General features: G+C 41.1%; 19 protein-coding genes. 10 read left to right on the top strand and 9 right to left on the bottom strand.

Annotation, left to right across the window (positions count from 1 at the left end):
- Positions 1 to 274: 274 nt before the first annotated feature.
- Positions 275 to 736, bottom strand: coding sequence for an NUDIX hydrolase (locus Xsto_RS09995; protein ID WP_099124976.1), 462 nt, complete (start codon positions 734 to 736; stop codon positions 275 to 277).
- 439 nt (positions 737 to 1,175) lie between these two features.
- Here Xsto_RS09995 and Xsto_RS09990 point away from each other — a divergent pair, with 439 nt between their 5' ends.
- Both Xsto_RS09990 and Xsto_RS09985 read left to right on the top strand, forming a co-directional pair.
- The gene (locus Xsto_RS09990; RefSeq protein WP_099110242.1) at positions 1,176 to 1,346 is read left to right on the top strand and encodes a YhfL family protein; all 171 of its coding nucleotides are present in this window, start codon (positions 1,176 to 1,178) and stop codon (positions 1,344 to 1,346) included.
- Positions 1,347 to 1,745: 399 nt separating this feature from the next.
- Positions 1,746 to 1,976 (top strand): hypothetical protein, encoded by a 231-nt coding sequence (locus Xsto_RS09985; RefSeq protein WP_099124975.1) that lies wholly within the window; start codon positions 1,746 to 1,748, stop codon positions 1,974 to 1,976.
- A 149-nt stretch (positions 1,977 to 2,125) separates the two neighbouring features.
- Here Xsto_RS09985 and kdoO read toward each other — a convergent pair whose 3' ends face one another.
- On the bottom strand, positions 2,126 to 3,031 hold the full coding sequence (kdoO, locus tag Xsto_RS09980; RefSeq protein WP_099124974.1) for a Kdo hydroxylase KdoO: 906 nt from the start codon (positions 3,029 to 3,031) through the stop codon (positions 2,126 to 2,128).
- Positions 3,032 to 3,164: 133 nt separating this feature from the next.
- Positions 3,165 to 3,551 carry an amino acid-binding protein gene (locus tag Xsto_RS09975; RefSeq protein WP_099110245.1) on the bottom strand — a complete coding sequence of 129 codons (387 nt, stop codon included), beginning with the start codon at positions 3,549 to 3,551 and terminating at the stop codon, positions 3,165 to 3,167.
- A gap of 320 nt (positions 3,552 to 3,871) precedes the next feature.
- Between Xsto_RS09975 and Xsto_RS09970 the strand changes: the two genes are divergently transcribed.
- On the top strand, positions 3,872 to 4,273 hold the full coding sequence (locus Xsto_RS09970) for a pyrimidine dimer DNA glycosylase/endonuclease V (RefSeq protein WP_099110246.1): 402 nt from the start codon (positions 3,872 to 3,874) through the stop codon (positions 4,271 to 4,273).
- Positions 4,274 to 4,324: 51 nt separating this feature from the next.
- On the opposite strand, the gene Xsto_RS09965 is transcribed toward Xsto_RS09970, so the two are convergent.
- The gene (locus tag Xsto_RS09965) at positions 4,325 to 5,053 is read right to left on the bottom strand and encodes a 2-phosphosulfolactate phosphatase (RefSeq protein ID WP_099110247.1); all 729 of its coding nucleotides are present in this window, start codon (positions 5,051 to 5,053) and stop codon (positions 4,325 to 4,327) included.
- A gap of 550 nt (positions 5,054 to 5,603) precedes the next feature.
- On the opposite strand from Xsto_RS09965, the gene Xsto_RS09960 reads away from it, so the two are divergent.
- Together Xsto_RS09960 and Xsto_RS09955 are read left to right on the top strand one after the other, a co-directional pair.
- Positions 5,604 to 8,390, top strand: coding sequence for a non-ribosomal peptide synthetase (locus tag Xsto_RS09960; RefSeq protein ID WP_099110248.1), 2,787 nt, complete (start codon positions 5,604 to 5,606; stop codon positions 8,388 to 8,390).
- Positions 8,391 to 8,411: 21 nt separating this feature from the next.
- Positions 8,412 to 9,371 carry an SMP-30/gluconolactonase/LRE family protein gene (locus Xsto_RS09955; protein WP_099124973.1) on the top strand — a complete coding sequence of 320 codons (960 nt, stop codon included), beginning with the start codon at positions 8,412 to 8,414 and terminating at the stop codon, positions 9,369 to 9,371.
- A gap of 95 nt (positions 9,372 to 9,466) precedes the next feature.
- On the opposite strand, the gene Xsto_RS09950 is transcribed toward Xsto_RS09955, so the two are convergent.
- Positions 9,467 to 9,973: a cupin domain-containing protein gene (locus tag Xsto_RS09950; RefSeq protein WP_099124972.1), complete on the bottom strand. Its 507-nt coding sequence runs from the start codon at positions 9,971 to 9,973 to the stop codon at positions 9,467 to 9,469.
- A gap of 541 nt (positions 9,974 to 10,514) precedes the next feature.
- On the opposite strand from Xsto_RS09950, the gene Xsto_RS09945 reads away from it, so the two are divergent.
- Together Xsto_RS09945 and Xsto_RS09940 are read left to right on the top strand one after the other, a co-directional pair.
- Entirely contained in the window at positions 10,515 to 11,645 is a 1,131-nt protein-coding gene (locus Xsto_RS09945; protein ID WP_099124971.1) for an alpha/beta fold hydrolase, read from the top strand.
- Positions 11,646 to 11,859: 214 nt separating this feature from the next.
- On the top strand, positions 11,860 to 13,080 hold the full coding sequence (locus tag Xsto_RS09940; protein ID WP_099124970.1) for a lipase family protein: 1,221 nt from the start codon (positions 11,860 to 11,862) through the stop codon (positions 13,078 to 13,080).
- A 145-nt stretch (positions 13,081 to 13,225) separates the two neighbouring features.
- Here the strand turns inward: Xsto_RS09940 and Xsto_RS09935 are convergent, their stop codons facing one another.
- Positions 13,226 to 14,425, bottom strand: coding sequence for an MFS transporter (locus tag Xsto_RS09935; RefSeq protein ID WP_099124969.1), 1,200 nt, complete (start codon positions 14,423 to 14,425; stop codon positions 13,226 to 13,228).
- Between the two features lie 117 nt (positions 14,426 to 14,542).
- On the opposite strand from Xsto_RS09935, the gene Xsto_RS09930 reads away from it, so the two are divergent.
- Positions 14,543 to 15,154: a TetR/AcrR family transcriptional regulator gene (locus Xsto_RS09930; protein WP_099124968.1), complete on the top strand. Its 612-nt coding sequence runs from the start codon at positions 14,543 to 14,545 to the stop codon at positions 15,152 to 15,154.
- Between the two features lie 80 nt (positions 15,155 to 15,234).
- Here Xsto_RS09930 and Xsto_RS09925 read toward each other — a convergent pair whose 3' ends face one another.
- Positions 15,235 to 16,413: an FAD-dependent monooxygenase gene (locus Xsto_RS09925; RefSeq protein WP_099124967.1), complete on the bottom strand. Its 1,179-nt coding sequence runs from the start codon at positions 16,411 to 16,413 to the stop codon at positions 15,235 to 15,237.
- Complete coding sequence (locus tag Xsto_RS09920) at positions 16,398 to 23,621, bottom strand: amino acid adenylation domain-containing protein (protein ID WP_099124966.1); 7,224 nt, start codon at positions 23,619 to 23,621, stop codon at positions 16,398 to 16,400. Before Xsto_RS09920 ends, Xsto_RS09925 begins: the two co-directional genes overlap by 16 nt.
- 323 nt (positions 23,622 to 23,944) lie before the next feature.
- On the opposite strand from Xsto_RS09920, the gene Xsto_RS09915 reads away from it, so the two are divergent.
- Complete coding sequence (locus Xsto_RS09915) at positions 23,945 to 24,919, top strand: methyltransferase (protein ID WP_099110255.1); 975 nt, start codon at positions 23,945 to 23,947, stop codon at positions 24,917 to 24,919.
- A gap of 40 nt (positions 24,920 to 24,959) precedes the next feature.
- Positions 24,960 to 25,430: a cyanase gene (cynS, locus tag Xsto_RS09910; RefSeq protein ID WP_099110256.1), complete on the top strand. Its 471-nt coding sequence runs from the start codon at positions 24,960 to 24,962 to the stop codon at positions 25,428 to 25,430.
- Between the two features lie 304 nt (positions 25,431 to 25,734).
- On the opposite strand, the gene Xsto_RS09905 is transcribed toward cynS, so the two are convergent.
- Positions 25,735 to 26,544 (bottom strand): ATP-binding cassette domain-containing protein, encoded by an 810-nt coding sequence (locus tag Xsto_RS09905; RefSeq protein WP_099124965.1) that lies wholly within the window; start codon positions 26,542 to 26,544, stop codon positions 25,735 to 25,737.
- Positions 26,545 to 26,554: the final 10 nt, after the last annotated feature.

Genomic DNA, 26,554 nt, shown 5'->3' with positions numbered 1-26,554 from the left:
TGATTTTAATTTAACATAATATAGATTATGCGAATCTTTACCGCTAGACGGAAAATCAGATGGTCTGGGCTTAGTCTGCATCCTTTATATCTCTCAAAAGAAACCTCTTGAACACTCATAGTTAAAGCTGGCCTGTGAATCCTGCATAAACAATGCGTACTGAAAATGCAGCAACCTCGTTATCAATTCCGATTTGTAAAATCGGAATCTACGTTTAGCTAATTTGAAGCGACGCGGGAATATTTGAAAAAAAGATTCAATAGTCATTACATGGCTACTGAAAGATATTATTTTTTACCGCAGTAAAAAATATTTCTTTTATATCATTTGGATAAACAGTTTCCACTGTATTGGCAAGCTGATCAATACTCCACCAATGATGGTGTTTAATAACTGATTTTTCATTTTCAGTCCACTCAGTGGTGTTGATGTCTTCTTTATCAAACTTGACGATATAAAAATGTTCTTTTGCTAAAACAGCCTCTCCACTAGGGAGAATCATTTCAAATGTTCTTTGAGCAACACATTGTCCAACGTTATCTTTTCGGATACCTGTTTCTTCACGCAGTTCTCTAATCGCGGCTTGTTCAAAAGATTCTCCTTTTTTAACGCCTCCTCCTGGCGTGGCCCAATATGACCGACCGGCTAATGCACCTTCATTACGTACAAAATTAAACAATAATACTCGATTAGACGGGCTAATGATCAGTAAACGCGCTGAACAACGAATACGCATATCTTATTTCCTTTTAGTTATGATACACCGGTCACTGAACCAGAAATGCACCTTACATGGGGTGTGCTGGATATTTACTTTAAGTAAGAGATGTAATTCAATTAATTCATTTTAGCTTATAATTTTGTACAATTCGAAATAAATATAGTGAATATCAAATTTATTATGGAATAACAGCGTATTTATGATGAGGTTTTATGATATGTAATTACAAAAAATCAGATGACGAGGAAAAGAACTAAGCGGCATAGTAAAATCATCTGTATATCGAAAACTCATTACCCTGTTCTATCAAAACACTATTAACTAAATAGTGTTACTTTTGTAGTTGCAATAATACTTGAAATTATTATGGGTTTAATATAATCTAATTAAGCTAATGATTTAATTTAGCTTAATTTTCATAGGAACTAAAAAAGACAAGGTGTTATTAAACATTATGGAAAAATTAATTAAAATTGTATTAGTAGGGACTGTTTTGGCAACATTGACTGCATGTACTGGTCGTGTGGAAAATAAAAAAAATAATTGTAGCTATGATTACTTGCTGCATCCGGCAGTATCTATCTCCAAGATCATTGGCGGCTGTGGCCCAGCAGCAGATCAATAAGATTACGAGTAATAGTAAGGTCGGATTTTCCGACCTTATTTTATCCAAGTCCACTCACGAACTATGGCATATCTGAACCAAATATTTTTAAGCAATCCTGTGTAAACTCTGGTATTTCCTCCTTATGAGATATGCACTTATCAACAGTCAGTAGACAACCTCAGCCTTCCCTTCATTCATTACGTCTTTTCAATCCCTAACTTTTTACTTAATCAACGCACATTTGCAAAACTATCAAAAAATACATTAATGTCTGACGCAGCTTTTATAGAAAATAAATTCCACTTAACAAAGAAAAACATCATGATCGGGCAGTAAAAATTTACAGCTAGTCTGATTCAATTTCATTACACAACTGAACAAATAACGGGCAATAATACGGGGGAGTTAAAAGACTCTATGACAAATTCAGCTAAAAAAGACTACTACTACAACCCTAAAGAATTCCGAGGCCGAAACAAATGGCATGCCAGCCAACATAAGCAAAAAGGAGAATGCAAATACAAGATAATGTGGTTTTTAGCGGGTATTATTGTGGGAATTGTCATTGCAATCCTGTTAGCAATTAAAGAGCCTGATATGATAAATGCGATACTTAGACAAGTTCATCACTGGTTATTGCTCGGATAATAGTGTCATTTTTTATAAATTGGTGGCACCCTATTTAAGCTCACCAATTTAATATAATGCCTTACTCCATATATGCAAATTGAGTATTAATTATGAGTAATGGCTGGACTTTAACAAAAAACGCTCAATGTTTAGCCCAGCCAAATTATTTACAGCAGCGCTTTATCGAGTTTATTTTCCAACACTTTTAGTGGCGAATTTTCTGGCGAAGCCATTTTAGATATTGGCAATAGATAAGTCTGCTCCAGCATAAATTGCCCTGACATCGCCGCATGGGGGGTCTGATCTGAGTAGCAAATCCAGGTACTACCAGCAGGAAATTGAACTTCTAACTGAGCCCCCTGCTGCTGATATTGCTGGTTGGCTTTCATCGCATCATGCAGCCCAAGCATCAGATGATCATAATGGGTACGGCGGCTTTTGGTTATCCCCAGTTTGTGCTGTAGCCAGCTATTAATACGGGAATAGCTACGGGTCGCAGGAAGAAATTGATCGGCTATCTGAGGGAATTTATCACCAACTCGCCATACCCTAGGTTCGCCGACTGGGTTAATGTTAGTGAATATGCGAAGAATACGCTGCCCCTGAATCGGTCTGGAAGGAAATGCATCTACATGTAACCGGCTATCATCTTTACGCCAGGAGTTACCTTTTTTCCATGTAGTTACCGGATGAACTCGCAGCGAATTGACGGGTGTATGCAGTACTTTCGTATATATTGGCAACAGATGTTCAATCAATTGTTGACAGTGTTCATAATAACGTTGCATCAGCACATGCACCAGTTGTTCATCAGACTGCACCGCTACTCCTGCTATTTTATGTTCATCCGGGCGGTAGCTGATATTCTTACGCCCTGCTTTTACCGCGTCTTCTCTGAGTAACTTCTGTTCTTCTGGCATCAAAGAGAAACTCAGTTCTGGCAGATAGAGAACCTTACCCAGTTCCAGAGAAGTAAGCGCATTCTGCTGTACTGGATGAGGTACATTTTCCGACCAACTGTGCAATGGCAGCGTTTCAATCACTTCATCAAATTCAAGCTGCTGTTCAGCCATCATATACTCCACTTTGTAAAATTTTTCGGAATGATAAAGCCTTTTTATTCAACCAAATCCACGATGAATTGAATGTTTTACAGTTTAGTCGGTTTATTCATTTATATGGCTTAATGGCTTTTATTTTTCATTCCTAGGGTACATCCCATTTAATGGTGGCATTTGCAGCAAGTTCGTTATTCTCAGTAAGAAGGATTAAGCGGTTATTGTGGTCGCTGTATTGAGCAATTATATTGATACCAGCTCGTGCAATAGCATCAGCTACTTCACCCAGTTCACCTGACCGTTCCTGATTTAGTTTTCTGATTAAAGGCTTAACTACATCGCGTACATCTAAACCAGCAGCCATCAGAACCTGACGGGCCAGCTCTCCATCTTCAACTAAAAAATGGGCGTGGCTTTCATTGTCAATCGTAAAAACTCCACCACCTTCCAGGCTAACGCCATTTTTACCAAGTAAAGAACCGAGAAAAGCAAGAGCGCCGGGAGTATTACTGAGAACAACATGAATATCATACATACGAATATTTTCCTTTTTCAGATTAATAGCCACAAAAGGCATGGGAAAATAATATAAGGGAAGGTATTGCGATGCTTCGGTGGCAAACGAAATGTCAATATTTACTCGTCGGTTTCCGGTAACAGTCCCCTTCTATGCCTTATGAGCAATTTTTGAGATCTGCTTCAAAAATCCACATTTCTGCATCATGACCAAGTCTTTTAAAGATGCTCTCTCGGTGACATAGTAAGGCGATTAAGGCCTACGGCTATAGAAAGCTTTTACCTCCTCAACCCTATCTAATTTAAAAATAACATTTATCGATTTTGTGATTAAAAATTATGACCAGAATAAATCTTATCCAGCCAAGTGAATTGTGTGATCAACACTTACTTGCCGAACATAGAGAATTAACCAGAATTCCCAATGAGATAGTTAGGAGGAAAGGTAATGTGACCTTGAGTACATCGGAAAAATACCTGCTAGGAAAAGGACATGTGATTTTTTTCAGAGATAAGCTGTTCTTTTTGAAGAAAAGATATGAAGCTATACATCAGGAATGTTTGAATCGAGGTTTTTCCGTAATAAACAGATGGCCAGAGAGTGTCAGTGTTTATCACAATTTATGGAACGATTATCAGGTAACTGAGGAAGATATCAGCGTTAATATGGCAAGAATTAAGGAGCGAATGCCCATAAAGGCTCGATTCTCTCCTTATTTTGATAGAAAAATTAATGAATAAAAACCACATACATCTTCTGTTATGGAATTAAATTATGGCATTTGCTATTACTTATACCGCCATATAAAAATTATCATTAAGACGATTAGCATTTACACTCACATCAATTTCAAGGCATAGATTAACATCAGCTTCAAACCCTCTTTCTTTCAGCTCAAGTGCAGATGAACAGTTATAAAGTGATGATAAACCATGCAGCCGTTGTTGCTCATAGACAGCAACGGCTGCGTATGCTTCAGGGGATAATTTACGATCGCCAAGAAACGCAATAATTCCACCAGCAGCAACATAGTCTTCAATAGAAAAACGGATACTCCCATCAGGCCAACGCTCTCCGCTTGGGATAACGAGAATGCGTTTAAAATCCTCACAAGCTCTTGCACACGCAGTTATGTTCCTAAAGCAACCACTAAAAACCGTAACACCATAATCTTTTGCTTTGAATGAAATTGATGAGCCATTAGGTGATGGTAGAACCAGTTTAGTACCTTCAGGAATTGCCTGAAGAGAAGCTGGTGAAAGGCTGAATTGACTGTCAGCACATTTTCTGTTGTAGCTGGCAGAAAGTGCCCCTAAATTTCTTGCATACTGAATAGCTGTCTCGTCTTTCCACGAGTAAGGATAAACATAAGCATTATTGTCGCTTGCTATACTGACACAGGTTGAAAACGACATAACATCAACAACAACCACACAATCAACATATTGCGCCAGATTTTCAGCAGCGTGTAATCCCCATTCCAGACGAACTTCAAATTGATTCTGACAATACCAGCTCATACGTTTTCCCAAAGTTAAAAATTAGGTTATCAAGAAATACATTTATCAGGCAGCCGTATATTTCCAATATGTAGAGTCGGCGAGCGGATCAATAAAAGTATCTGTCAAATTTAATTCAATAGTCAGTGCCGTTTCCCTTAAAGATAAAATAATCATGATTAAAAAACTTTAATGATTAAAAAAATTATAATGATGTTTTTTAATATGGGTATCAATCAGTTTTTCATTATTTTATATCGAACTGGAATAACAAATCGTTCCTCTTGCTAATTGTTTGATATGAACGTAGCGTAAGATTATGTCGCTCTATATGCTGGGTGAGAACTTTACCGACTCAATATTTTCGGGTTAAATTTCCTTCGCATAACTTCGCCTGTTATTTTTTGTCATAGAACAAATATTAAAACATACCAATATATTTTAATATCACAGCACAACGATAACAAAGAACATAATTCATTTTGTTAAGTAAACACCGCCAATAGAGCCGAAACTTGGAAGATGAAAGACATAAATAACCTACCGCTACTTTTTATATGGAATATCAAACATGCCTGAAAATAAAATTTATAAAAAACCGAATGAAAATATTGAACCCACAGTAACAACCATCAGTGATCTCTTATTACAAGCGGTACAACAGTATCCTCATTCCGGCCTCCGCTTTATTTCCGGTGATAAAGCCAACGAGAGTACATGGGTTACGTACCCCGATTTGATAAAAGAAGCACAGCGGGTACTGGGAGGATTGCGTGCTCATGCGCCCAAACCTGATGTTCATGTCATTCTGATCCTCGAGCATGCCTACGATTTCGTTTCCGCCATATGGGCTTGTATTCTTGGGGGATATGTTCCTTGCCCTGTTATTCCTATTCGTAATGACCCTGAACGTTGGGAAAAACATCTTAACCATGTTAGCTCTCTACTCGGAAACCCACTGTTGATTTCCACCAAATCACTGCAGAGGGAACTGGTTGGGCTCTCTGATGCTATCGATGTGAATAAATTACGCACGGCAATGCCGGATGATAGTATTCATCAAGCGAGTATTGATGATCCTGCCATATTTATGCTGACTTCAGGATCAACTGGTAATTCAAAAGCCGTAGTGCTAACACATGGAAATCTACTGTCGGCAATGAAAGGGAAAAATGAGCGTCAACGCCTGACGGCAGAAGATATCACGCTCAACTGGATTTCTTTCGATCACGTAGCCGCTTTTTCAGAAGCCCACCTATTACCTTTATCTGTTGGAGCTGAACAGCTTCATGTCCCACCCGAGACCATTCTTGCTGAACCTCTATTGTTCCTGCGCCTTATCAGCGATTATAGAGTCGCTATGACCTTCACACCCAATTTCCTTTTAGGCCAAATTAATGCTGCATTGAAATCAGGACGAACAGTTGCTCTAGAGCTTGAAAACAAACCGTTCGATCTCTCCTGCTTGCGGCAAATCATTTCAGGCGGAGAAGCTACTGTTGTTGAAACAGGAAGAAATTTCCATCATCTCCTTGCCCCTTACGGACTGGCAAACAATGTCATCTGGCCCGGGTTTGGCATGACAGAAACTTGTGCAGGCTCCATCTATTCATGCGAATTCCCTGATATTGATGCCAATAAAGAATTTGGTTCACTTGGTTTTCCTATTCTCGGCTTGCAAATGCGTGTTGCTAATGAAGATGGTCCTCTGTCACAAGCCGATGAAGTGGGAGAACTACAGTTGTACGGCCCGATGATCTTCACCCGGTACTATAATAATGAAGAGGCAACTCGGGAAGCGTTCACTGAAGATGGCTGGTTCCGAACAGGTGATCTTGCCTTGATCGAAAATGGGCGACTGAATCTAGTCGGAAGAAATAAAGACAGTATTATTGTGAGTGGAGTGAATTATTTCAGTCATGAACTTGAAACTACACTCGAGCAGCTTTCAGGCATTGAAAAATCATTTGTTGCGGCATTCCCGATACGGTCTGTGGGCAGTGATACCGAGCAGCTTGTTGTTGCTTTTTCCGCCTCATTCCCACATTCCGACGATAACAAGCTGTATCACTTGCTCACTGCTATCCGCAATACCACTATCCTGCTTTGGGGCTTCCGTCCCACACTAATTTTGCCTCTACCACAAGAAGCTTTTCAGAAAACCAGTCTGGGTAAAATACAACGTGCAATTATGCGCAAGCGTCTGGAATCGGGCATATTTGCCGATGAAGTTCGTTATATCAAAGAGGTGAGTGATAAGCATACGGGCGGCTATATTCCACCAGCAGGTGAAACAGAAGAGATAATTGCCAATATCTATGCTGAACTGTTTAGTATTGAAACCGACCAGATAAGCGCAACAGAAAACTTTTTTGATGTGGGAGGTACTTCCCTCGATATCGTCAGACTTAAACAAGCTGTTCAACAACAGTTCAACATTAAAGATGTCCCTATCGTCACTCTTATTCAGAATCCAACAGTACGAACACTAGCGGCTCGTCTAGCTTCCCATGATAGTGGTATCTATGATCCTGTGGTTACCCTACAAGCCACGGGTAATAAAACACCAGTTTTCTGCATCCATCCCGGAATTGGTGAGATACTGGTTTTTGTCAATCTTGCAAAATATTTTATCAATGATCGTCCTTTCTACGCATTGCGCGCCCGCGGTCTTGAAGAAGGTGAAGAGCACTTCACATCATTCGAAGAGTTGGTCAACGTGTACCTTGAAGGGATCCGCTCACGTCAGCCACATGGTCCGTATGCAATCGCAGGATATTCCTATGGTAGCCCTGTGGCTTTCGAAATTGCCAAGCGCCTTGAGTCACAAGGTGAGCGTGTGGCTTTTGTTGGTAGTATTGATATGGCTCCATTGCTTATGCATCAGATGGCCGCAGTTGACGAAGCCGATATCGCCACCACATTAGCCTTTTTCCTCTCCTTAGTTGACAAAGAGGAAAAAGATGGATTAGCAGCCAAGATCCGTGCAGCCGCAGGGAACCAAGAAGCTTGTGAATATCTACTGAAAGATGTGTCATCTGAACGTCTGCAAGAACTGGATTTAAATTTAGAGAAATTCAAAGCATGGGCAACATTAACCCAATCATTATTGAATATTGGGCGTTCATATGTACCAACTGGTAATGTTGAATCAATTAGTGTCTTTTATGCCGATCCACCTCGCGGATCAAAAGAGGAGTGGTTTACTCACCTCAAATGTTGGGATGCTTTTTCCCGTCAGACAAATAATTATATCCCGGTAGCAGGTGACCATTACGACCTGATGGGGCCAAAAAATTTAGCAACATTTCAGGCGATCTTACGTAATGAACTTGACCGTAAGTTAGGTGATAAATAAACGATTGGGTGAAAGTTACAAATGAACATGAACACTCATATAAAAGCAACATTGGCCATTGATGTCAAAAACACAATAGGAGAAGGACCTTTGTGGGATGCCAGAGGAAATCGCCTTCTCTGGTGTGATAATGCGCTTGGTATCGTGCAGGAAGCCCAATCTAATAACAATATAGACTGGCATATCGGCAGGCGCTGGACATTAAACCGTCATATTGGTGGTGCTGTTCCCCGTAAAAATGGTGGCATCATTGTTGTCGCGGGTATTGATATTTTAGCGCTGGATGGTGACGGTCACATCACACAATTTGCTCAACTCGACGCAGACCCCAAAAAAGTACGGGCGAACGATGTGAAATGTGACGCTAAAGGCAGGTTGTGGGTTGGCACACTCGGTAATGATATTCTCACTTCTACCGGTGAGGTTATTGAAGGCCAAGGAGCACTCTACCGGATCGATCCTGATGGAACAATCACGACCATACTGAGCCATGTGACTCTCTCTAATGGACTGGATTGGAGTCCTGATGGCACAACGTCTTTTTATTATGTTGATTCACACACGCTGGCCGTGGATATCTTCGATTTTGATGCCACTGAGGGCACACTTCACAACCGGCGTTGCTTTAAAGCATTCGCCAAAGGTGAAGGAATACCAAACGGTTTAGTTGTTGATCATGAAGGGCATGTCTGGCTTGCTTTAATGGGCAGCGGAGAAATACACCGCTACTCTCCCGCAGGAGAGTTAATAGCGAAAGTCAGAGTATCCACACCGGCGGTCACAAGTTGTACATTTGGTGGCGTTCACGGTGACAACCTGTTTATCACTAGTGCAGGCCGAAAATTACCGGATATCACTAATAATTTGTATGGTCTTTCTCAGGAAGTTGTGGAACATTCTGCCACAGCCCCCGGAGCAGGAGGACTGTTTGTTTGCCAACCAGGTGTTTCAGGGCCAGCCGCAACACCATTTGCAGGTTAGCTATTAGATAAGCATCATGGAGTTAATCTTCGCCATGGGGAATCGAGTCTCCATGGCGATAATTCATTGTATATCACCTTACTACTACAGATTTTTTATGGCTCATTCTCCCAATAATCAACACCCTCGCCCATAAAATTCATGGCACGGAATTGTTTCATCCCATTTACATCAGATTTTGTTTTAGCTAAGTATTTATTTGAATCGGGGTATTCGCAGATTTCAGGACTTTCCATTGTACTGATGGAAACATAACGCAGCATTTCATTGGATGTATTAATAATCTGATGGGGATACTTATCTCCCGGAGGAATGCAGATAACATCTCCTTCTTTTATCGGTATCATGTCACCAGCAATACGAAGTGTTCCAGATCCGTTGATAACAATGAACATTTCTTCTTGTGAATAATGGAAATGATATGGTACTGCGCGTTTTCCGGGAGGAACGCAGTCAATAGAAGCGCCTAGTTTAGAAGCCTGAGTCCCCTCTGTGAGAGAGCCACCATGAGATGCATACAATGGAGAACGTTCAAAATTATCCAGCTCAATTTCATTTATATTTCTGATTATAAAATTTTTCTTTGGACTATTATCTGTCACTCGTTTTTCTCCCAAATATATACACAATGGATTTGTAGCTGATGGTGTTGCTGACACCAGATAGCATCAATATCTCTATCACGTGCAGTATCTCTTTCTTCTGAAAATGCGACTGTCCTGTTACAAATTTCAAATTCTTACTACGATGATAACTTGTCCGTACTATCAACGATTCGTTCTTTTACCTACTAACCAGCGTGCTTTCTGGAAGGAATTTTCCATGAAGCTCTCTCTTTTTTATTCTCATATAAAAATAATGAATAAGTTTACCGTATATAGATAAAAGAATGCCAGATTAGACAATTAAAAATATAGTTATTTCTATCTTCCTTCTCAAAAAGAACAATAAAATCAATAGAGGTAATATCAGCTAAATGCTATTTAGATTGATATTTTTAATAAAATTAAAAATTCTAACATTAGTTTCAGTGGATACTATTAAAAAATGATTTATTTTTTTTAGTTTCTACATTTTAATGGCTATATTTCACAGAATGAAAATTAGGATATAATATTGGTTAGATGACAATAGGAGGAAGATATGACTGAGTCATTGCAAAAAACCAAGCTAAATAAGACTGAACATGATGTACTGGAAATATGTCGTGAAGTGCTACTTGTTGAATCAATGGATATTTATGATGATTTTTTCAGCCTTGGCGCAGATTCTATTTCTTTAGTTGAAATACAAATCTTTATTGAGGATAAGCTAGGAAAGAAAATAGACTGGAGCGATGTTCTACGATTCAGAAATGTTCAATCACTCGCTGCTTTTATTGATTCCAGTTTTCGCATTCCGCCTCATGACAGAAAGGAAATCACATGGAACGGAGTAAAATATGCTTTTCGGGTTATTGGTGACATCAGTGACCCCCAAGTAGTCCCCATATTTATTATCGTTGGTGGTTTTCAGGATATGTACTCCTTACCTCACCTAGAATACCTCCTCAAAGAAGACAGTCCTCTCATCTTTGTCGACCTGCCCGGTACGGGTTCTGCTGACGATATTCCCCCAAATCAAAATTTTGAGTTTCTGGCGGAATGCACACGACACCTTTTAGATACCTTGTCTTTACAAACAATAAATCTCATCGGTATTTCATACGGCGGAGCTACAGCGCTTGAGTTTACGTACAAATGGCCTGAAAGAGTGAATAAAACAGCATTTATAGGCACTGCACTCACCCAGCCACTTCATATTCAAGATAAACTGGATACAGCATTAAAGGCACTGACCGAAGGGAATTATGAAGAATTTACAGAAAATACCATTGCAAGTATTCTTTGCCTTGATCCGGATGTCGACATACTAGGCAGAGAAACAACATATAAACTTGTTAAGAAAACATTACTGGAATCAACACGCCATCATGCAGAAAGATATAAGTATCTCCAAAAACGCCTTTTAAACCAACGAGATTATGAGAAAGCAAACGGCTTTAACAAAGCCACTTTATTCATAACGGGTGAATACGATATCATCACTCCATCAGAAATTATTAAACGTTGTGCCTCTATTTTCCCTAACTCTATATTTACGACAATAAAGAAATCAGACCATCTTGTAATGATAGAACGGCCTGATGTGCTGACTGATATTCTTATTCAATTCTTTGATGGAAAGTCTCCAATCCAAAATAGTGACTTAAACGATATTGAGTTTATCAGTTAATACTCTGACGCCTTACTCCGACTTCAGGATATCTAAAACTCCCCTTAACAAACCTGAAATACCTTGCACTTCATATGTAAGGTATTTCAGGTTAATGACAAAAATGCCTGCATCGCCATCCACAGATACGTAATTAAACAAATAAGCATTTCATCTACAGATAAGTGGAGTTTGCTAAGGTGAGTGATATTTGAAGAAATCAGGGCGAAAAATCATGACAGCGATATCATCATGGAATAACAGATTGATTAATATTTTATTTTTTGTATTAACAATCAATCCTGTGCTTGCTTTTGCCGGGGCTCCAATAAGCACCGGAGAGCGTAATCTACCCACATTTTATAATTGGTCAGGGAAAACACCAGAACAAGCCGGTCAATTACTTCGCGTCGAACCATTAGACTCTGTACAAAGCCTGTCGAATGCCGATCAAAACATTCGTATTCTCTATAGTTCGACCGACGGTATCGATAATCACTCTCCAATTACGGTTTCTGGCGCGCTATTTTTACCGAAAGGAACACCACCAAAAGGGGGATGGCCATTATTAGCCTGGGCACATGGCACCGTCGGTATCGCGAATATTTGTGCTCCATCGTTTGCAGGCCGAAGTAAACGTGATATTGGCTACCTCAACTACTGGCTCAAACAAGGATATGCCATTGTTGCTACAGACTATCAAGGATTGGGAACCCCGGGATTACACCCATATTCTGACTATCGGGCTACAGCTTATAGCCTGCTTGATAGTATCCGCGCAGTTCAGCAAGGCCATTTTCATCTATCAAAGAAAACAATACTCATTGGGCAATCGCAAGGCGGAGGAGCAACCTTTGCCGCTACCTTATACGCAAAAAGCTACTCACCTGATCTCGATATTGTCGGTGCTGTAACAACGGGAACCAGTGTGCCTGACGCTATCAAGAAAATAGTAAAACGAGATGATATTGTCAGACATACGCTTGCTTACCTTCTGTTAGCAATAAATACCGTATCGTTAGTCGAACCATCATTATCGCCAGAGGATTATCTGAGTGACAAAGCAATCCCGGCTTTTCGCCTTTCACAAACTCACTGTCTGCGTGATATAGAAAAACAAATATTTTCAGATAACCTAACCGGCGCAAATAGCTTTAAGAAAGATCCATCACCGCTTATACAAGCTATCATGGACATCAGATATTACCCCGCCATAAAAACCGACATTCCTATTTTCTGGGGAACAGGTGGGCAGGATGTAGACTCACCAAAAGCCGGTCAAGTTCAGCTTGTTACTGCTGCGTGCAAACGAGGCAGCCATATTGAGTGGCATCTCTATCCCGATTTGAGCCATTCGGCCACAATGAAAGGTTCTTTGCCCGACTCTACCATTTTTGTTAAACGCGCTTTTTCAGGTGAACATATTGATGGGAATTGCGCTACGAGCACAGAGTAATCATCACTGTATGTTTCCATGCTCATATACAAAAAGGTCTGCGTTTAAAACAGGGGAGCAGCTCTTAACGAATATTGTTCAGGTACCATCTTCAGAGTGAAGACGGTACCAAAAACACACTCTATTTTGCGCCAATACCCTCAAATTATTGGAGCCTACGGCTGCTGGGAAAACCATATTTTTTAGACTTCCAGCCTAAAGTTAATCCAGCTAATAACAATAGACAGATCACCCAGGGGAATGAAGATACTCCACGGGTTTCCAGCAGAACTCCTCCCACAATACCCCCACCAGCGATAGCAATATTCCATATAGTAACAACCATAGATTGCGCTATATCGGCACCATCCCCTGTGGCGTCAGCAGAAGCTGTTTGCAATAATGTCCCTGCACCACCAAAGGTTAATCCCCAGACAGCAACTCCCAGATAAATGACTGAAGGGATATTACCACCAAAACCAAGCATAACGGCAGTTAAGGTGAATATGCTAAGGCTGAGTAACACCAGTATTCGCAGATAGTTATCAACCAATAACCCGATGATCCAGATACCCAGTAAAGCTGCTATCCCAAATATCAGGAGAATGAAATCAACACGTTCCGATAATCCGGCGGGTACAAGGAAAGGTGAGATATAGGTATAAAGAATGTTATGTGCCAACATCCAGAAAAAAATGACAAGCAACACCGGACGAACACCCGCTGTGGTAAAAACTCTGTAAACAGGAACACGTTGCTCTGCACTTTGCCCAGGAAAATCAGGTACCTTAAGTATGACCCATATCGCCAGTATGACTGTCAGGCCAGACATAATCGCAAAGGTTCCTTTCCAGCCAATCAGATTACCAGCCCAAGTCCCGACAGGAACCCCCAGAGATAATGCAATTGGTGTTCCCACCATTGCTACTGCCATTGCCCGGCCCTGCAATGAAACTGGTACCATCAGCCGTGCATAACCGGCTAAAAACCCCCACGCAAGACCCGCTGCAACTCCAGCCAGAAAACGTACAGTTAACGTCAGAAAATAATTTGAGGATAATGCAGTAATCGTATTAAAAATCAAAAAACCAACAATAGCGCAGAGTAAAACGGGTCGTCTCCGATAACCGCGCACTGCGGCGACAAGAGGAATTGCTGCTAATAATGACCCTAAAGCATAAAGAGTGACTAACTGACCCGCTAACGCTTCTGAAACACCAAGATCCAAGCTAATTTGAGGTAGTAACCCTGCGGGTAGTGTTTCCGTCAAAATAGCAATAAAGCCCGTCATTGCCAGCCCCAATAATCCGGAAATAGGAAGGCGTTCAGTTGTCGTTACTGATAATACAGACGTGTTTTCATGCATTTAAATGACCCTTTTAATATATGTATCGATCGATATAAAATTAAGGATAACAAGGCTACCTTGTCAAGGACTTTTATATCGATTAGTATTTAAGTAGACTTTAATGAGGGAAAAATGATGGCTAAAATGGGGCGTCCACGTCGTTTTGATCGAAATGTAGCGGTCAATCAGGCGATGTTTCTGTTTTGGGAACACGGCTATGAATCAACGTCTCTGAGTCAGCTAAAAGCTGGAATGGGTGGCATTTCTGCTCCCAGTTTCTATGCTGCCTTTGGCTCCAAAGAGGCACTATTTAAAGAAGTGGTGACCCGTTATCTGGATACATATGGTCAGGTAACCGCAAGCCTTTGGGATCAGAGCATACCACCCAAAGACGCGGTTGAAATGGCACTACGTCACTCAGCGAGAATGCAAACAGAATACGATCACCCCTCGGGTTGTTTACTCGTATTGTCAGCTAGTGTTTGCTCACCAGAGCATGAACATATCCAAAAACTGCTGGCAGATATCAGAGAAGAAACGCGGAAAGGTTTTGCTTCGTGTATACAGCGCGCCATAGATAGCGGTGAGTTAGCAAGCGAAAGTGATCCTTCAGCAATGGCGGCGATGTTCAATGGTCTTCTGTTAGGATTTTCAACTTTAGCCAGAGATGGCGTTTCGCTGGAGGTTCTTGAATCATCCATTACGCAAATAATGAAAATTTGGGATCTCAGAGCCAATCATTGCTGAATAATAACGGGCTGTATTTTTACTTTAAACACAGCCCATTGCAGATTTTTACGACAAAAACGCTTTAACCAAAAGAGCCGTTATAGGGTCTGGAGAGTAAGATCTCCCACCGGAAAGTGTAAGAATCTTTCAAAGTCTTGTCTGAGCGCTGTCTCTGGTAAAGACTGTAAAGTTAACTCCCTCTGCTGACAATCAAAAATACCATCTTCCTGTCCAAGGTCACTTTGTATCTTTGATTCATTAACAAATAATTCAGCTCTTGGGATACGAACTTTCTCGTATTGGCGCAGAGCGGCAACTGGATCAGGCTGCTGCTTCAACATATGCCCCAAAACAGCAGCATCTTCAATCGCCATCCCGGCACCTTGGCCCAGTGTCGTAAGCATAGGATGAGCGGCATCACCTAAAAGCGTAATTCTTCCTTTTCCCCAAAGCGGGGAAAAAGGCCTGTCCTGCGCAGATACGGAGATAATATCTTCCGATGGCGTTTGTGAAATAATGTCGGAAACAATTGTTGGCCAACCCTCAAAATAGGCCAGAACATCCTGATTACTCCCTTGCCAGTGACAGGCCTGCTTGTTGCTCATGTTTGCAGTTCCCCACCAATAGACTTCCCCTCCGCCTATATCGATTAAACCGACTCGTTTTCCCTGCCCCAAATAATGGACAACGTAGCCGGGGGTAATTTGCGGATGCTGATAGCGGGTAATTGCCAGCCAGCAGATATAATCAGAAGCGCGGAGTGGCTGATTCCCCTGTAGATATTCCCGGACAACAGAATGAATACCATCAGCACCAATCAACAGATCACCCTGTGTTTCTCTGCCGTCAGCAAAACGGACAGTAACAGCATTATCACTTTCGATAATTTCATCTACTTTCGCATCGACATGGATAATGCTCTGATCTAATTGCTGTAACAGGGCTTCCTGTAGTGCCTTACGTGATAAACAGACACTATCAAATCCATTGGAAGACGAGATTTCAGGTACAGGCATTCTGCGTATAAGCTGATCCTTAACGTTCCTGATTTCGAAATTCTTAACCGGAGCACCAAAGTTTTCCAGTTTCAAATTAACCCCAATAGAGGATAACGCTGCAACAGCATTAGTTATCACAGAAAGGCCAGAACCTGCCGTTCGTAAAGTCGTTGCCTGTTCGTAAACTTCAACCTCATAACCAAGCCGCTGTAAAACAACCGCCGTCGTTAATCCGCCAATACCTGCACCAGCTATAATAACTTTCAATGGACGGGACATATTTTCTCCGAATCCGATATGACTTGTTTTGTAGACGATTTTTCCATTTCCTGAAGAATGACCTTTGCCACTTCCTGTACATAAGGTTCTTCCATGATTTCCAGATGATCCCCGGGCACATCAATGACATTGATATACCCGCTTGTCTTGCTCTCCCAACCATTTTTCGGATCACGATACTCACTTCGTACCGCATCATGCATAGAGCGCAGAATGACAGGTAACGGCCGTGTTGCATGTAATAAAGTCATATTGATATCAGCTTTATAAGCAACATGGTCTGTAGCCGCTTTCCAGTTAGCTTTATACACATCGAATAACCGCTGTATGACTGCGCGGGAACTGCCCTGAGGAATTGCACCTGTTGCGATAGCATGCTCGGTGATATATTCGAATTGTTCCTGCAAAGAAGTAATCTGCTCCGGTAACGTCTGCTCCGGGAGTGTGGCACCTTCATTCAGCCACAATAATTCCCAAAAGAACCATCGCAGCAAAGCACCTTCATTTATTGTTGTCTGAGACGATGCATTAACAGCAACTGTGTCTAAAATGAAAAGGTCTGTCACATCTTCACCCTGCTCCTTCAATTGTCGGGCCATTTCGAATGCGACAAATCCACCATAAGACCAACCTCCGATTGAATATGGGCCATGTTGCTGTATTTCACGTATAGCTTCCAGATAATTTGCAGCCTGTTCCTGTATGCTGTTCAGCGGCATAGATCCTGCGTCTACGCCATGCGCCTGTAATGCATAGAAAGGTTGGTCGTCAGGGAAATACTTCACTAACCGCAAATAGGACAACACATTTCCCCCCATAGGATGGACAAAAAACAGTGGCTGTTTATGCCCTGTCGTTCGCATGGGGACAAGCGGACTAAATTTGGGATACCCTCCCTCTTCCCTGATATGTGCAGCTAACTGAGCAACCGTCGGGTAACTGATAAAAAGAGACAAAGGCACGTTGATGCTGAAATGCTTTTCAATCAAGACCACCATTCTCATGGCAGTTAATGAAGTAGCACCGATATCAAACAGATTCTGGTGAACAGATACAGCAGGAATTTTCAGCAAATCAGCGGCCAAATCACACAGAACCTGTTCATAATTGTCTCGTGGCGCAATATATTCTGCGTTATTATGGCATTGCATGACCTTCATACTGCGTAATGCTGCATCATCACGCTTACCACTTAACGTTTTGGGCAGAGTACTCAGCCACTCTATTCGCGAAGGCACCATGTATTTAGGCAATTTTTCGGACACATGTTGCTGTATACGCCCAATTAATGCTTCATTCTTTTCTCCGATCAAGAATGCCACCAGCAGGCTATCATTTTCCCCATGTTGCTGAACGACAACTGCTACGTCTTGCAGAACCTTGTCAGCACCGGGCGTACTCGATATCGCTAATTCTATTTCTGCCAGTTCTACACGATACCCACGTACTTTCACTTGAGTATCTTTTCGTCCTAAGCTGAGGATATTGCCATCCTTGAGTTTTACGCCTAAATCACCGGTTCGATACAGTGTCTCTCCGCTACCTTTAAGGGTAATAAATCGTTCTGCGGTTAATTCTGGCTGGCGGTAATAACCCTGTGCCACAGGTAAACCACGGGCATAAATCTCCCCCTGTTCACCAGTGGCGACTTCTTCTAACTGACTATTAAGTAAGATGATATCTGCGTTGTTGATACTTTTACCAATGGGAGGAAGTGCCGGAAAAGCGGCCGGATCACCCTGCATGGTAAATGCCGTGATAACATGGGTTTCCGTCGGGCCGTACTGGTTCTCAAGAATACCGTTATTAATCTGACCGATAAGCAAACGAATATCATCCGTCACCCGAAGTTGTTCACCTGATGAAATAACAACTTTCAGGTTTTTCGGGTAGGTTTCCAATGCAACGGCGGTTTCAGCTAATTGCTGAAGCGCAACATAAGGCAGATAAATTCTTTCTGTCCGGTAATTATCAAGAGTACGCAGTAGTTGCAAAGGATCGCGTCGCTTATCTTCACTGATAAGATGTAGCTCGCCACCGGCAGCCAACGTAGAGAAAATTTCCTGAAATGAAACGTCAAAACTCAGTGGCGCATACTGTAAGGTAGAACAAATATTTTTACCGGAATGGGTTTCATTCTGCCAGATAACCATATTTGACAGGCTACGGTGCGGCATTGCCACGCCTTTAGGTTTTCCCGTTGAACCGGAGGTAAACAGTAAATAAGCCAGTTGCTCAGGCGCTATGTCTGTCTCTGGTTCCTCTGTATCTGATAAAAGCTCATCTCTGTGTATCAGCGTATCAACCCTTACGGTTGGAATTTCCGCCACGTTAAATAACTGACTGGATTTATCATCAACAATGGCAAGTGCTGGCTGAGCTTGTTCCATCATGGCTTCAATACGCTGAGCCGGATAGCTTAAATCCAACGGAAGACAAACTCCGCCTGCTCTCATAACACCAAGCAGTGATGCAACCAGTATCGGAGAGCGTTCAAGCGCAATCGCAACAGGTGTATTTTGTACAATGCCACCCGCAATCAACACGGAAGCAATTTTCCCGGATTCCGACCAGAGTTTTCTATAGCTCCATTGCAGATCATGATAACGGATTGCAATTGCATCCGGCTGTTCCCGTACATTTTTGGCCATCATCGCCAGCACAGAGATAAATTCCTGAGAAGATATTTCTTTATTGCTTTGTGTAAGCGGCTGGCTCAGCGTTGCCGGTTGATCATGATGGCTGACCATTCTGTTCAATATGGACATATAGATATCCATATATGTATCAGCCTGAATCTGTGAGAACACCCTGCCATCAAAATCACATCGCAGATAATGTTGGCCAGTACTGAAATCGGTCATGACATTGAGCAGTAATTCAAAATTCGTCTCTTCCCACGGATCAAATGCAGTGAGAGATAAATCAGGAGTGTCAAAAACGTCCTTTAATACGTGAAAATGAATGTAATTAAACGCGGAACTTATTTCAGCGCCTTCTCCGGCCACTTGCCGGATAGCATTAAGCGGATATTTACGATATGGGGCATGACGCTGTTCAGCGCTAAATACAGCATGGATACACTCTTTCCATGTTTTATTCTGCGCAGAAAAACGGACAGGTAATGTATTGAGAAACAAACCCAGTATTTGCTCTGAATTCTGTGCATCCGGTCTGCCATGAGTGACTAATCCGGTTGCAATTTCATCCTGAGCTGTAATTTTAGCCACAGTTAAACAATGGGCGGCAAAGAATACTGATTTAACTGAAACACGTTCACGTTGGACTAACGTCGTCAGCTTTTCTTCCGTCTCTTTGGGAATGATTGATTTTTTAGTGAAGATCCGATCTTCTGGCCCACTGTCGTACAATCGGTAGGCAGGTAATTGCGTTCTGGAAAGCCCGCTAAACATGCTTTTCCAGAACAACTGGTGTTCCTGACACTGTAATACGTGGATCTCATCCTGAACATATAGAGCTGGTGATGGTAATACATCTGCCTCAGAAGAATACATCCCCTCATGCTGGTAACGAGAAAAGAGTTCACGTATCAAATTTGCCACACTGCCACCATCCAGAATGGCATGATGAAAACTGAATACCATATCGATAGTATCTGCCGTTCTGAATAAGCTGATTCGATACAATGGTGCACAATCAAATTGGTAGTTATGACGACGTCCTTTTTCCATGCACTCTTTGATCGTTATTTCGTAGTCATCCTTTGTCAGTGAGCTGATATCACGAATCTCTACAACATCATCAAGCCTGATATTGTGGTTGATAATTTGTAATGGTTCACTGAAATCCGCCAGATTAAAGTGGGAACGCAGGACAGGATGCCGCTGGATTATCGCTGATATACTTTGACGAAAAGTTTCAGGCTCCCACTTTCCTTTCAGCGTATAACGGAAAACATCTTTATAAGTGGCTGAATGTTTACTCTGCTGGCTGTGATATATCAAACCAAGCTGAAGTTGAGTGGCAGGAAACGCATCTTCATAGTGTGAAAGTGCTGCACGCTCTTTTTCTTTGATCAAGGCAATCGGAGATAGCTCAACATGTTTTTGAACTTTCCGGCCAGCGTCAATTTGCTGGCTCAACTCAGCTATTGTCAAATATTGTGATAACTCAGAAAGCGTGACATTCATTCCTGCTTTTTCAGCCTCAGAACGCACTTTCAACATCAGGATTGAATCACCGCCTAATGTGTAAAAATTATCCTGCACGCTGAGCTTCTCAATCTTTAATACCTTTTGCCATATTTCAGCCAATTGATATTCAGTTTCAGTCTGAGCATCATCATAGATAGCCGAAACCTCCGTTTTTACCAATGAGCTATTTACCAGCGTAATAAGTGCCTGACGATCAACTTTTCCGTTTGGAGTAAGAGGAATATAAGAAACAGGGATAAATTGCTGCGGGATCATGAAATCAGGCAAGCATTCCAGTAACACCTCACGCAGTTTTTCGGAAGTAAAATACTGGTTGTTGATGACATTCGGGTTAACAACATAATATGCACACAGGTAAGTATCCCCATTACTGTTTACCTGTGGTAAAACCTCCGCCCGGCTGATCCCCTGAATACGCTCAAGCGTATTTTGTATTTCCCCCAGCTCAATACGGTTACCTCTGATTTTTACCTGATTATCAATTCGCCCCAAATATTCAATGCTGCCATCAGCTAACCATTTAGCTAAATCCCCTGTGCGATACCAGCGTTTATCACCATCCAGAATGAATTTCTCGTCTGTTAATTCAGTTTTATTGTGATAACCACGGGCTAACCCAATGCCACTAATCTGCAACTCACCCGCAATACCTATTGGTTGCCGGCTGCCATGCTGGGACACGATTCTCAGTGTAATATTGTTGATCGGGAATCCAATAGGAACCCGATTGATAACACTGTCATTTTCGGGAAGAAACTCAAAATATGACACATCTACGGTTGCCTCTGTCGGGCCATAGAGATTGATCAAAGCCGGTGCATTTAAACCAAGAGCGGAAAAAATATTACGGAACTGATTAACTCGTGCCGGAGGCAAGGCTTCACCGCTGGTGAATACACGGCGTAAGCTAGTTAGTTGATTCACTAAATCTGGCTCAGCTTCCAGAATATCGAGGAAAGGCTGAAGCATAGAAGGAACAAAGTGCAATGTTGTTACGTTGTGTGTACTTATTGCTTTTATTATCTCCCGCGGATCTTTATGAGCACCGGGAGGTAATAAGTGAACAGATGCTCCGGAAATCGACCACCAGAATAATTCCCAGACAGATACATCAAATGAAATGGGTGTCTTTTGTAATATCACATCCGTGTTATTCAAGGGATAACGTTCCTGCATCCACTCAATCCGGTTTACCGCTGAATTATGGTTGATCATTACACCTTTAGGCTGTCCGGTAGAACCTGAGGTATAAATCATATAAGCCAGCGAATCTGCGTCAGATAAATTGGGCTGCTTTATATGCTCATGAGAAATGCGACTTCCGTCAATAACAACATACGATTGCTCACTCAAAGATGGATTAACCTCATCGGAAATGATGACTGTGACACCACTGTCCTTCAGCATATAGTTAACCCGCTCTTGCGGATAATTGGGATCTACAGGCAAATAAGCAGCACCAGCTTTCAATACCGCGAAAATCGCTGTGAGCATATCCGTACTACGATCCATCAAAATAGCAACCATGTCCCCTTTTTTCACGCCAGCCTTCAGTAAAACGGCCACCATACTGTCTATACGGTTTTGGAACTGGAGATAAGTCAGGGCTGGTTTCGCGCCAGAACTTGCAATAGCGATTGCTTCACCGTCTAATGCAACCTGAGTATCAAATAGCGTTGATAAGGTTTCTTGTTTTGAGAATTCAGTAAGCGGCCCTTGCTCGAAAAGAGCAAGTCGTGCCACTTCTTCTATTGAAGAGAGGTTCACCTGAGCAACAGTCTGCTCCGGTGATGCAACCATCTGCTCAATGATATACCCTAAAGATGAAGTAAGGGATTCAAATGAATAATCTTCATCGAAAATATCCTCAGCCCCGGTAATATCAATCGCAACTTCCCTATTATTCCCACAGCTATGAACATGAATCGCAATAGCATCATCTTCATGGGCCGTTGCTGCGGCATAAATCTCTTCGTCGCTATAGATATCACTGGAAGCCGCAGTTAGGGGTGAATAGTTATAAGATACAGTGACATCGAAACACTGACGTTTCCCGGCGCCTATAGATTTAAGTAAACGCCCAAGAGGAATATGTTCAAACGTTTTTAGATTTGAAATATCTGCTTTAATACGCGCCGCCAGTTCAAGAAACGTATCCTGTGCGTTGACTGTAACAGTCAATGGCAGTGTATTAGCCCACTCCCCTGCAATATCAAGCTGATTCATACGACGATTAAGGAATGGAACACCAATTGTTAATCGGGTGTTATTGTGTATTCGTGATAACAAGATAGCCACTGAAGCCATAACAACCTGATAAGGATTGATTCCCTGAGAAAGCATTTTTTCTACTTTAGCAGGCGCTAATAGGTGTCTATGCTGTATAAAGTGAGACTGATGCGTTTTCTTTTTCCGATTAAAAAAAACCGGTTCATGACGTTGTGTAAGCTCAGCCAGTTTTGTTATTTGCTGTTCTGTTTCTGGCTGTGACAGTATTCTTTCCTGTTCAAGGATCGATGAAATATACTTTTCAGTGTTGAGGGATAGTGATTCTGTATTATTTTTAGTATTCCGATAATATTTGGCAATTTTTTTTGTTAGCTGATTTATTCCCCAACCATCACAAACAATATGATGAGCACGAATAAAAATAGCCGACTGGTTATTTTTCAAATTGCGCAGTAAGGCAACTTCAAGTAATGATTTGTCATTCAGAGTAAAAATGTGTTTTGACCATTCTTTGAAGAGCACAGAAATATCTTTACCTTCAGCATCAATAATTTTCACTTGATTAACAGCACTGTTTTTTATCTGCTGATTCAGCACTCCATCCTGTTCAAGGATACGTAATTTATGTGTTACATCGCGACTTATAATGTTATTAACCACATGAAAATATCTTTCAAAGTTAATATTTTCTTTTAATTTTCGCGCGATGGCTATAGTAAATTGATTACTTTCTGGATTACGTTGAGTTTCATAATAAATTTCTTTTTGGTACTGGGTAAGAGGTACTAATTGTGAAGTTTTCATAACGGTTTACTGCTTACATCGTAATTCGGGTGTTTTATTTTATGAACCACGCTTTACTCAACACAAGGGGTATTATTTTACATTGCATTACATTTTTTATTAAACACATAATAAAATTATGCCATATGATAATTACTTGATAATTAATTGATATTTGTCAAAGATGAATAATTTAATAAACAGGTTTCCATAAAGACCATGTGATAATATTTGATCTTTTTTTCATGGAAATAATTATTGCTCTTATGTCATTATTTGATAATGTGAGATTTATTAAAAGAATATATTTTAACCCTAAATATATATACATGTAGGAGAAAGTAATGCTATCAGAAATGACGGTGTCTTATCGTAAGTCTGCTGCACTGTTTGCCTTTGTGGAAAGTAAAGCGCCATTATATTTAACCACCCAAGAGGGTAAAACAGCGAAACATCTTGCTCAATTATGTCATGTTTCTGAGGATAGGTTTCATAGGTTGTTGAATTATATGCAAACACTCAATGTGTTAACAAAAAAAGAAGATAAATTTTATCTCACTGAACAATGTTCAACTCTCAGCGATCCAAACAGTTTTGAGACATTACACATAAAATTCGAATTAAACCCAGCCATTTGGAATGCATGGTCACAATACAGCACATCTCTGAATGAAATGAGCGACAAACCGGCGTTTGAAATACAAAATCATCAATCATTTTTCGCTTATGCTGGTCATGAAAGTAATAAAAACTTCAAAATGATTTTTGATGCTTCTATGGCAAAAGCAACTGAATCAAAGAGTGATCAAATTATTGAAAATATACCTCTAAATGGCATTAATTCATTTATTGATATCGGTGGAGGTCTTGGTGCTTTAGCAAAAAATATAAAAATCCGATATCCTCATATCCAGTGTCACGTCATGGATCTGTATGATTTTGACAAAAAAGAATCTGAAGGTGTAACTTTAATTAATGGTGATTTTTTTGCTGATATCCCTTCAGGATACGATGCTTATTGTATACAAAATGTATTACATAACTGGCCAGATAAAAAAGCCGTTGACATTCTCAGAAATTGCCATAAAGCAATGAGAAAAGATTCTGTTTTATATATTATCGAGATGATTAAAGAGAAAAATAATGCGACCTCAGAGTCTTTTGATTTATATATGGACGTCACAGTATCGGGTAAATCACGATATCGCTCAGAATTCGAATCAATAGCAGGACAAGCTGGTCTCACCATAACAAATGTATACAATCTTAATTTCTCCCTGATAGGAAGTCATCACTATATTATTGAAATGAAAAAGTAAGCAGTCAATAACACGAATCACGACTATTCAGGAAAATAACATGCAACAAACATTAACCACTCAAACCTCTCGTCTCGAACTGACTGAACGTATTATCACAGCCAAACTTGCTAAAAACCTCTCATGGGAAGACATTGCGCGTGGCACAGGGCTGAGTGTGACTTTTGTTACCGCGGCCTTACTTGGGCAACATTCATTACCGGTGGAAGCAGCCAAAAAGGTTGTCGAACAATTGGGGCTGAAAGATGATGCGGTAAAACTTCTACAGGCAATTCCTATGCGGGGTTCAATCCCAACCGGAATACCCACTGACCCAACGATTTATCGCTTCTATGAAATATTACAAGTCTACGGGACAACCTTAAAAGCGTTAATTCATGAGCAATTTGGCGACGGTATTATTAGTGCGATTGACTTTAAATTAGATATCAAGAAAACCGAAGATCCCGCAGGCGGAAGCCGGGCTGTAATCACTCTGGACGGTAAGTATTTACCGACAAAACCATTTTAATCATGTGAAACCCGTGTGCTGGTGGATGTTTTCCTGTGAGCGAAGAAGTGTTCGGGGTGATGAATGAAAAAGGAATTCAACTCGATTAAAGATTAGCTGGCACACTGTGTGGTTACTTTATCCTATACACAAATCGGATGTTACGGGATTAGACAAGTAACCCACTTTTTGACTAAAAATATTTTTCCAGTTGTATTCGTACTTAATATCTCAGCAACAGAAAATTTAACGAATGCAGTATAGCTGGGGTTTTGGTAGTTACAAAGTTGCATAGCAAACTTCATATTGCTGCTTTACAAAAGCGTTAATGATGAGGGATATTTTTGTGAAGCATGGAAAAAAGCTGTTGCTCTGTCTTACACAGAGACAAACCACCTTCAGTGTGTACTTTCACCAGCCACGGTTGTACCAATCCAGCCTGCTCAAGCTGAGTTTTTTGCAGGAACACGGTTTCAGTGCTGCCGGAACTGATCATTTCTCCATTTGCCAGCACATATAAGCCATCGCAGATTTGATAGATTAAATCTATATCATGACTGGAAATAATGATCCTTTTACCTTCAGCTGCAATAGCGTGGATAATATCTAGCATTTGTTGGCGCCCTGCCGGATCAAGCCCTGCGGTTGGTTCATCCAGCAATAAATAATCAGCATCCATAACCAGCGCACCCGCAATAGCGACTCTTTTTTTCTGACCAAAACTCAGGTATTGAATAGGCTTATCGCGAAAAGTGTGTGCATCTACCTGTGTCAGTGCATATTCTATCCGGCGCTGAATTTCAGTTTCATCAACACCCAGATTACGCAAGCTAAAAGCGAGATCGCTGTTGATATCGGTATAAAAAATTTGTTGGTCAGGGTCCTGAAAAACTGTCACAACACGCTGGCGTAGAGCCATCAAACCTTTTTTACTGTAATCCAGCGGTGTGTTATTCCACCAGATTGCGCCTTTTTGTGGGCGCAGAATACCGGAAAGATTCATAAATAAGGTGGATTTGCCACAGCCATTTGCACCAATAATGCCAGTAACCTGAAAGCGACTGAAATCAAGTGTGAGATCTTTTAAGACCGGATCATCCTGATAGCTGAAAGACAGTGCCCGAGTTTCTAACATATTGTTTATC

Source organism: Xenorhabdus stockiae (genome assembly GCF_002632825.1).
Taxonomy (GTDB): domain Bacteria; phylum Pseudomonadota; class Gammaproteobacteria; order Enterobacterales; family Enterobacteriaceae; genus Xenorhabdus; species Xenorhabdus stockiae.
This window is presented reverse-complemented; position numbering and strand designations above follow the sequence as displayed.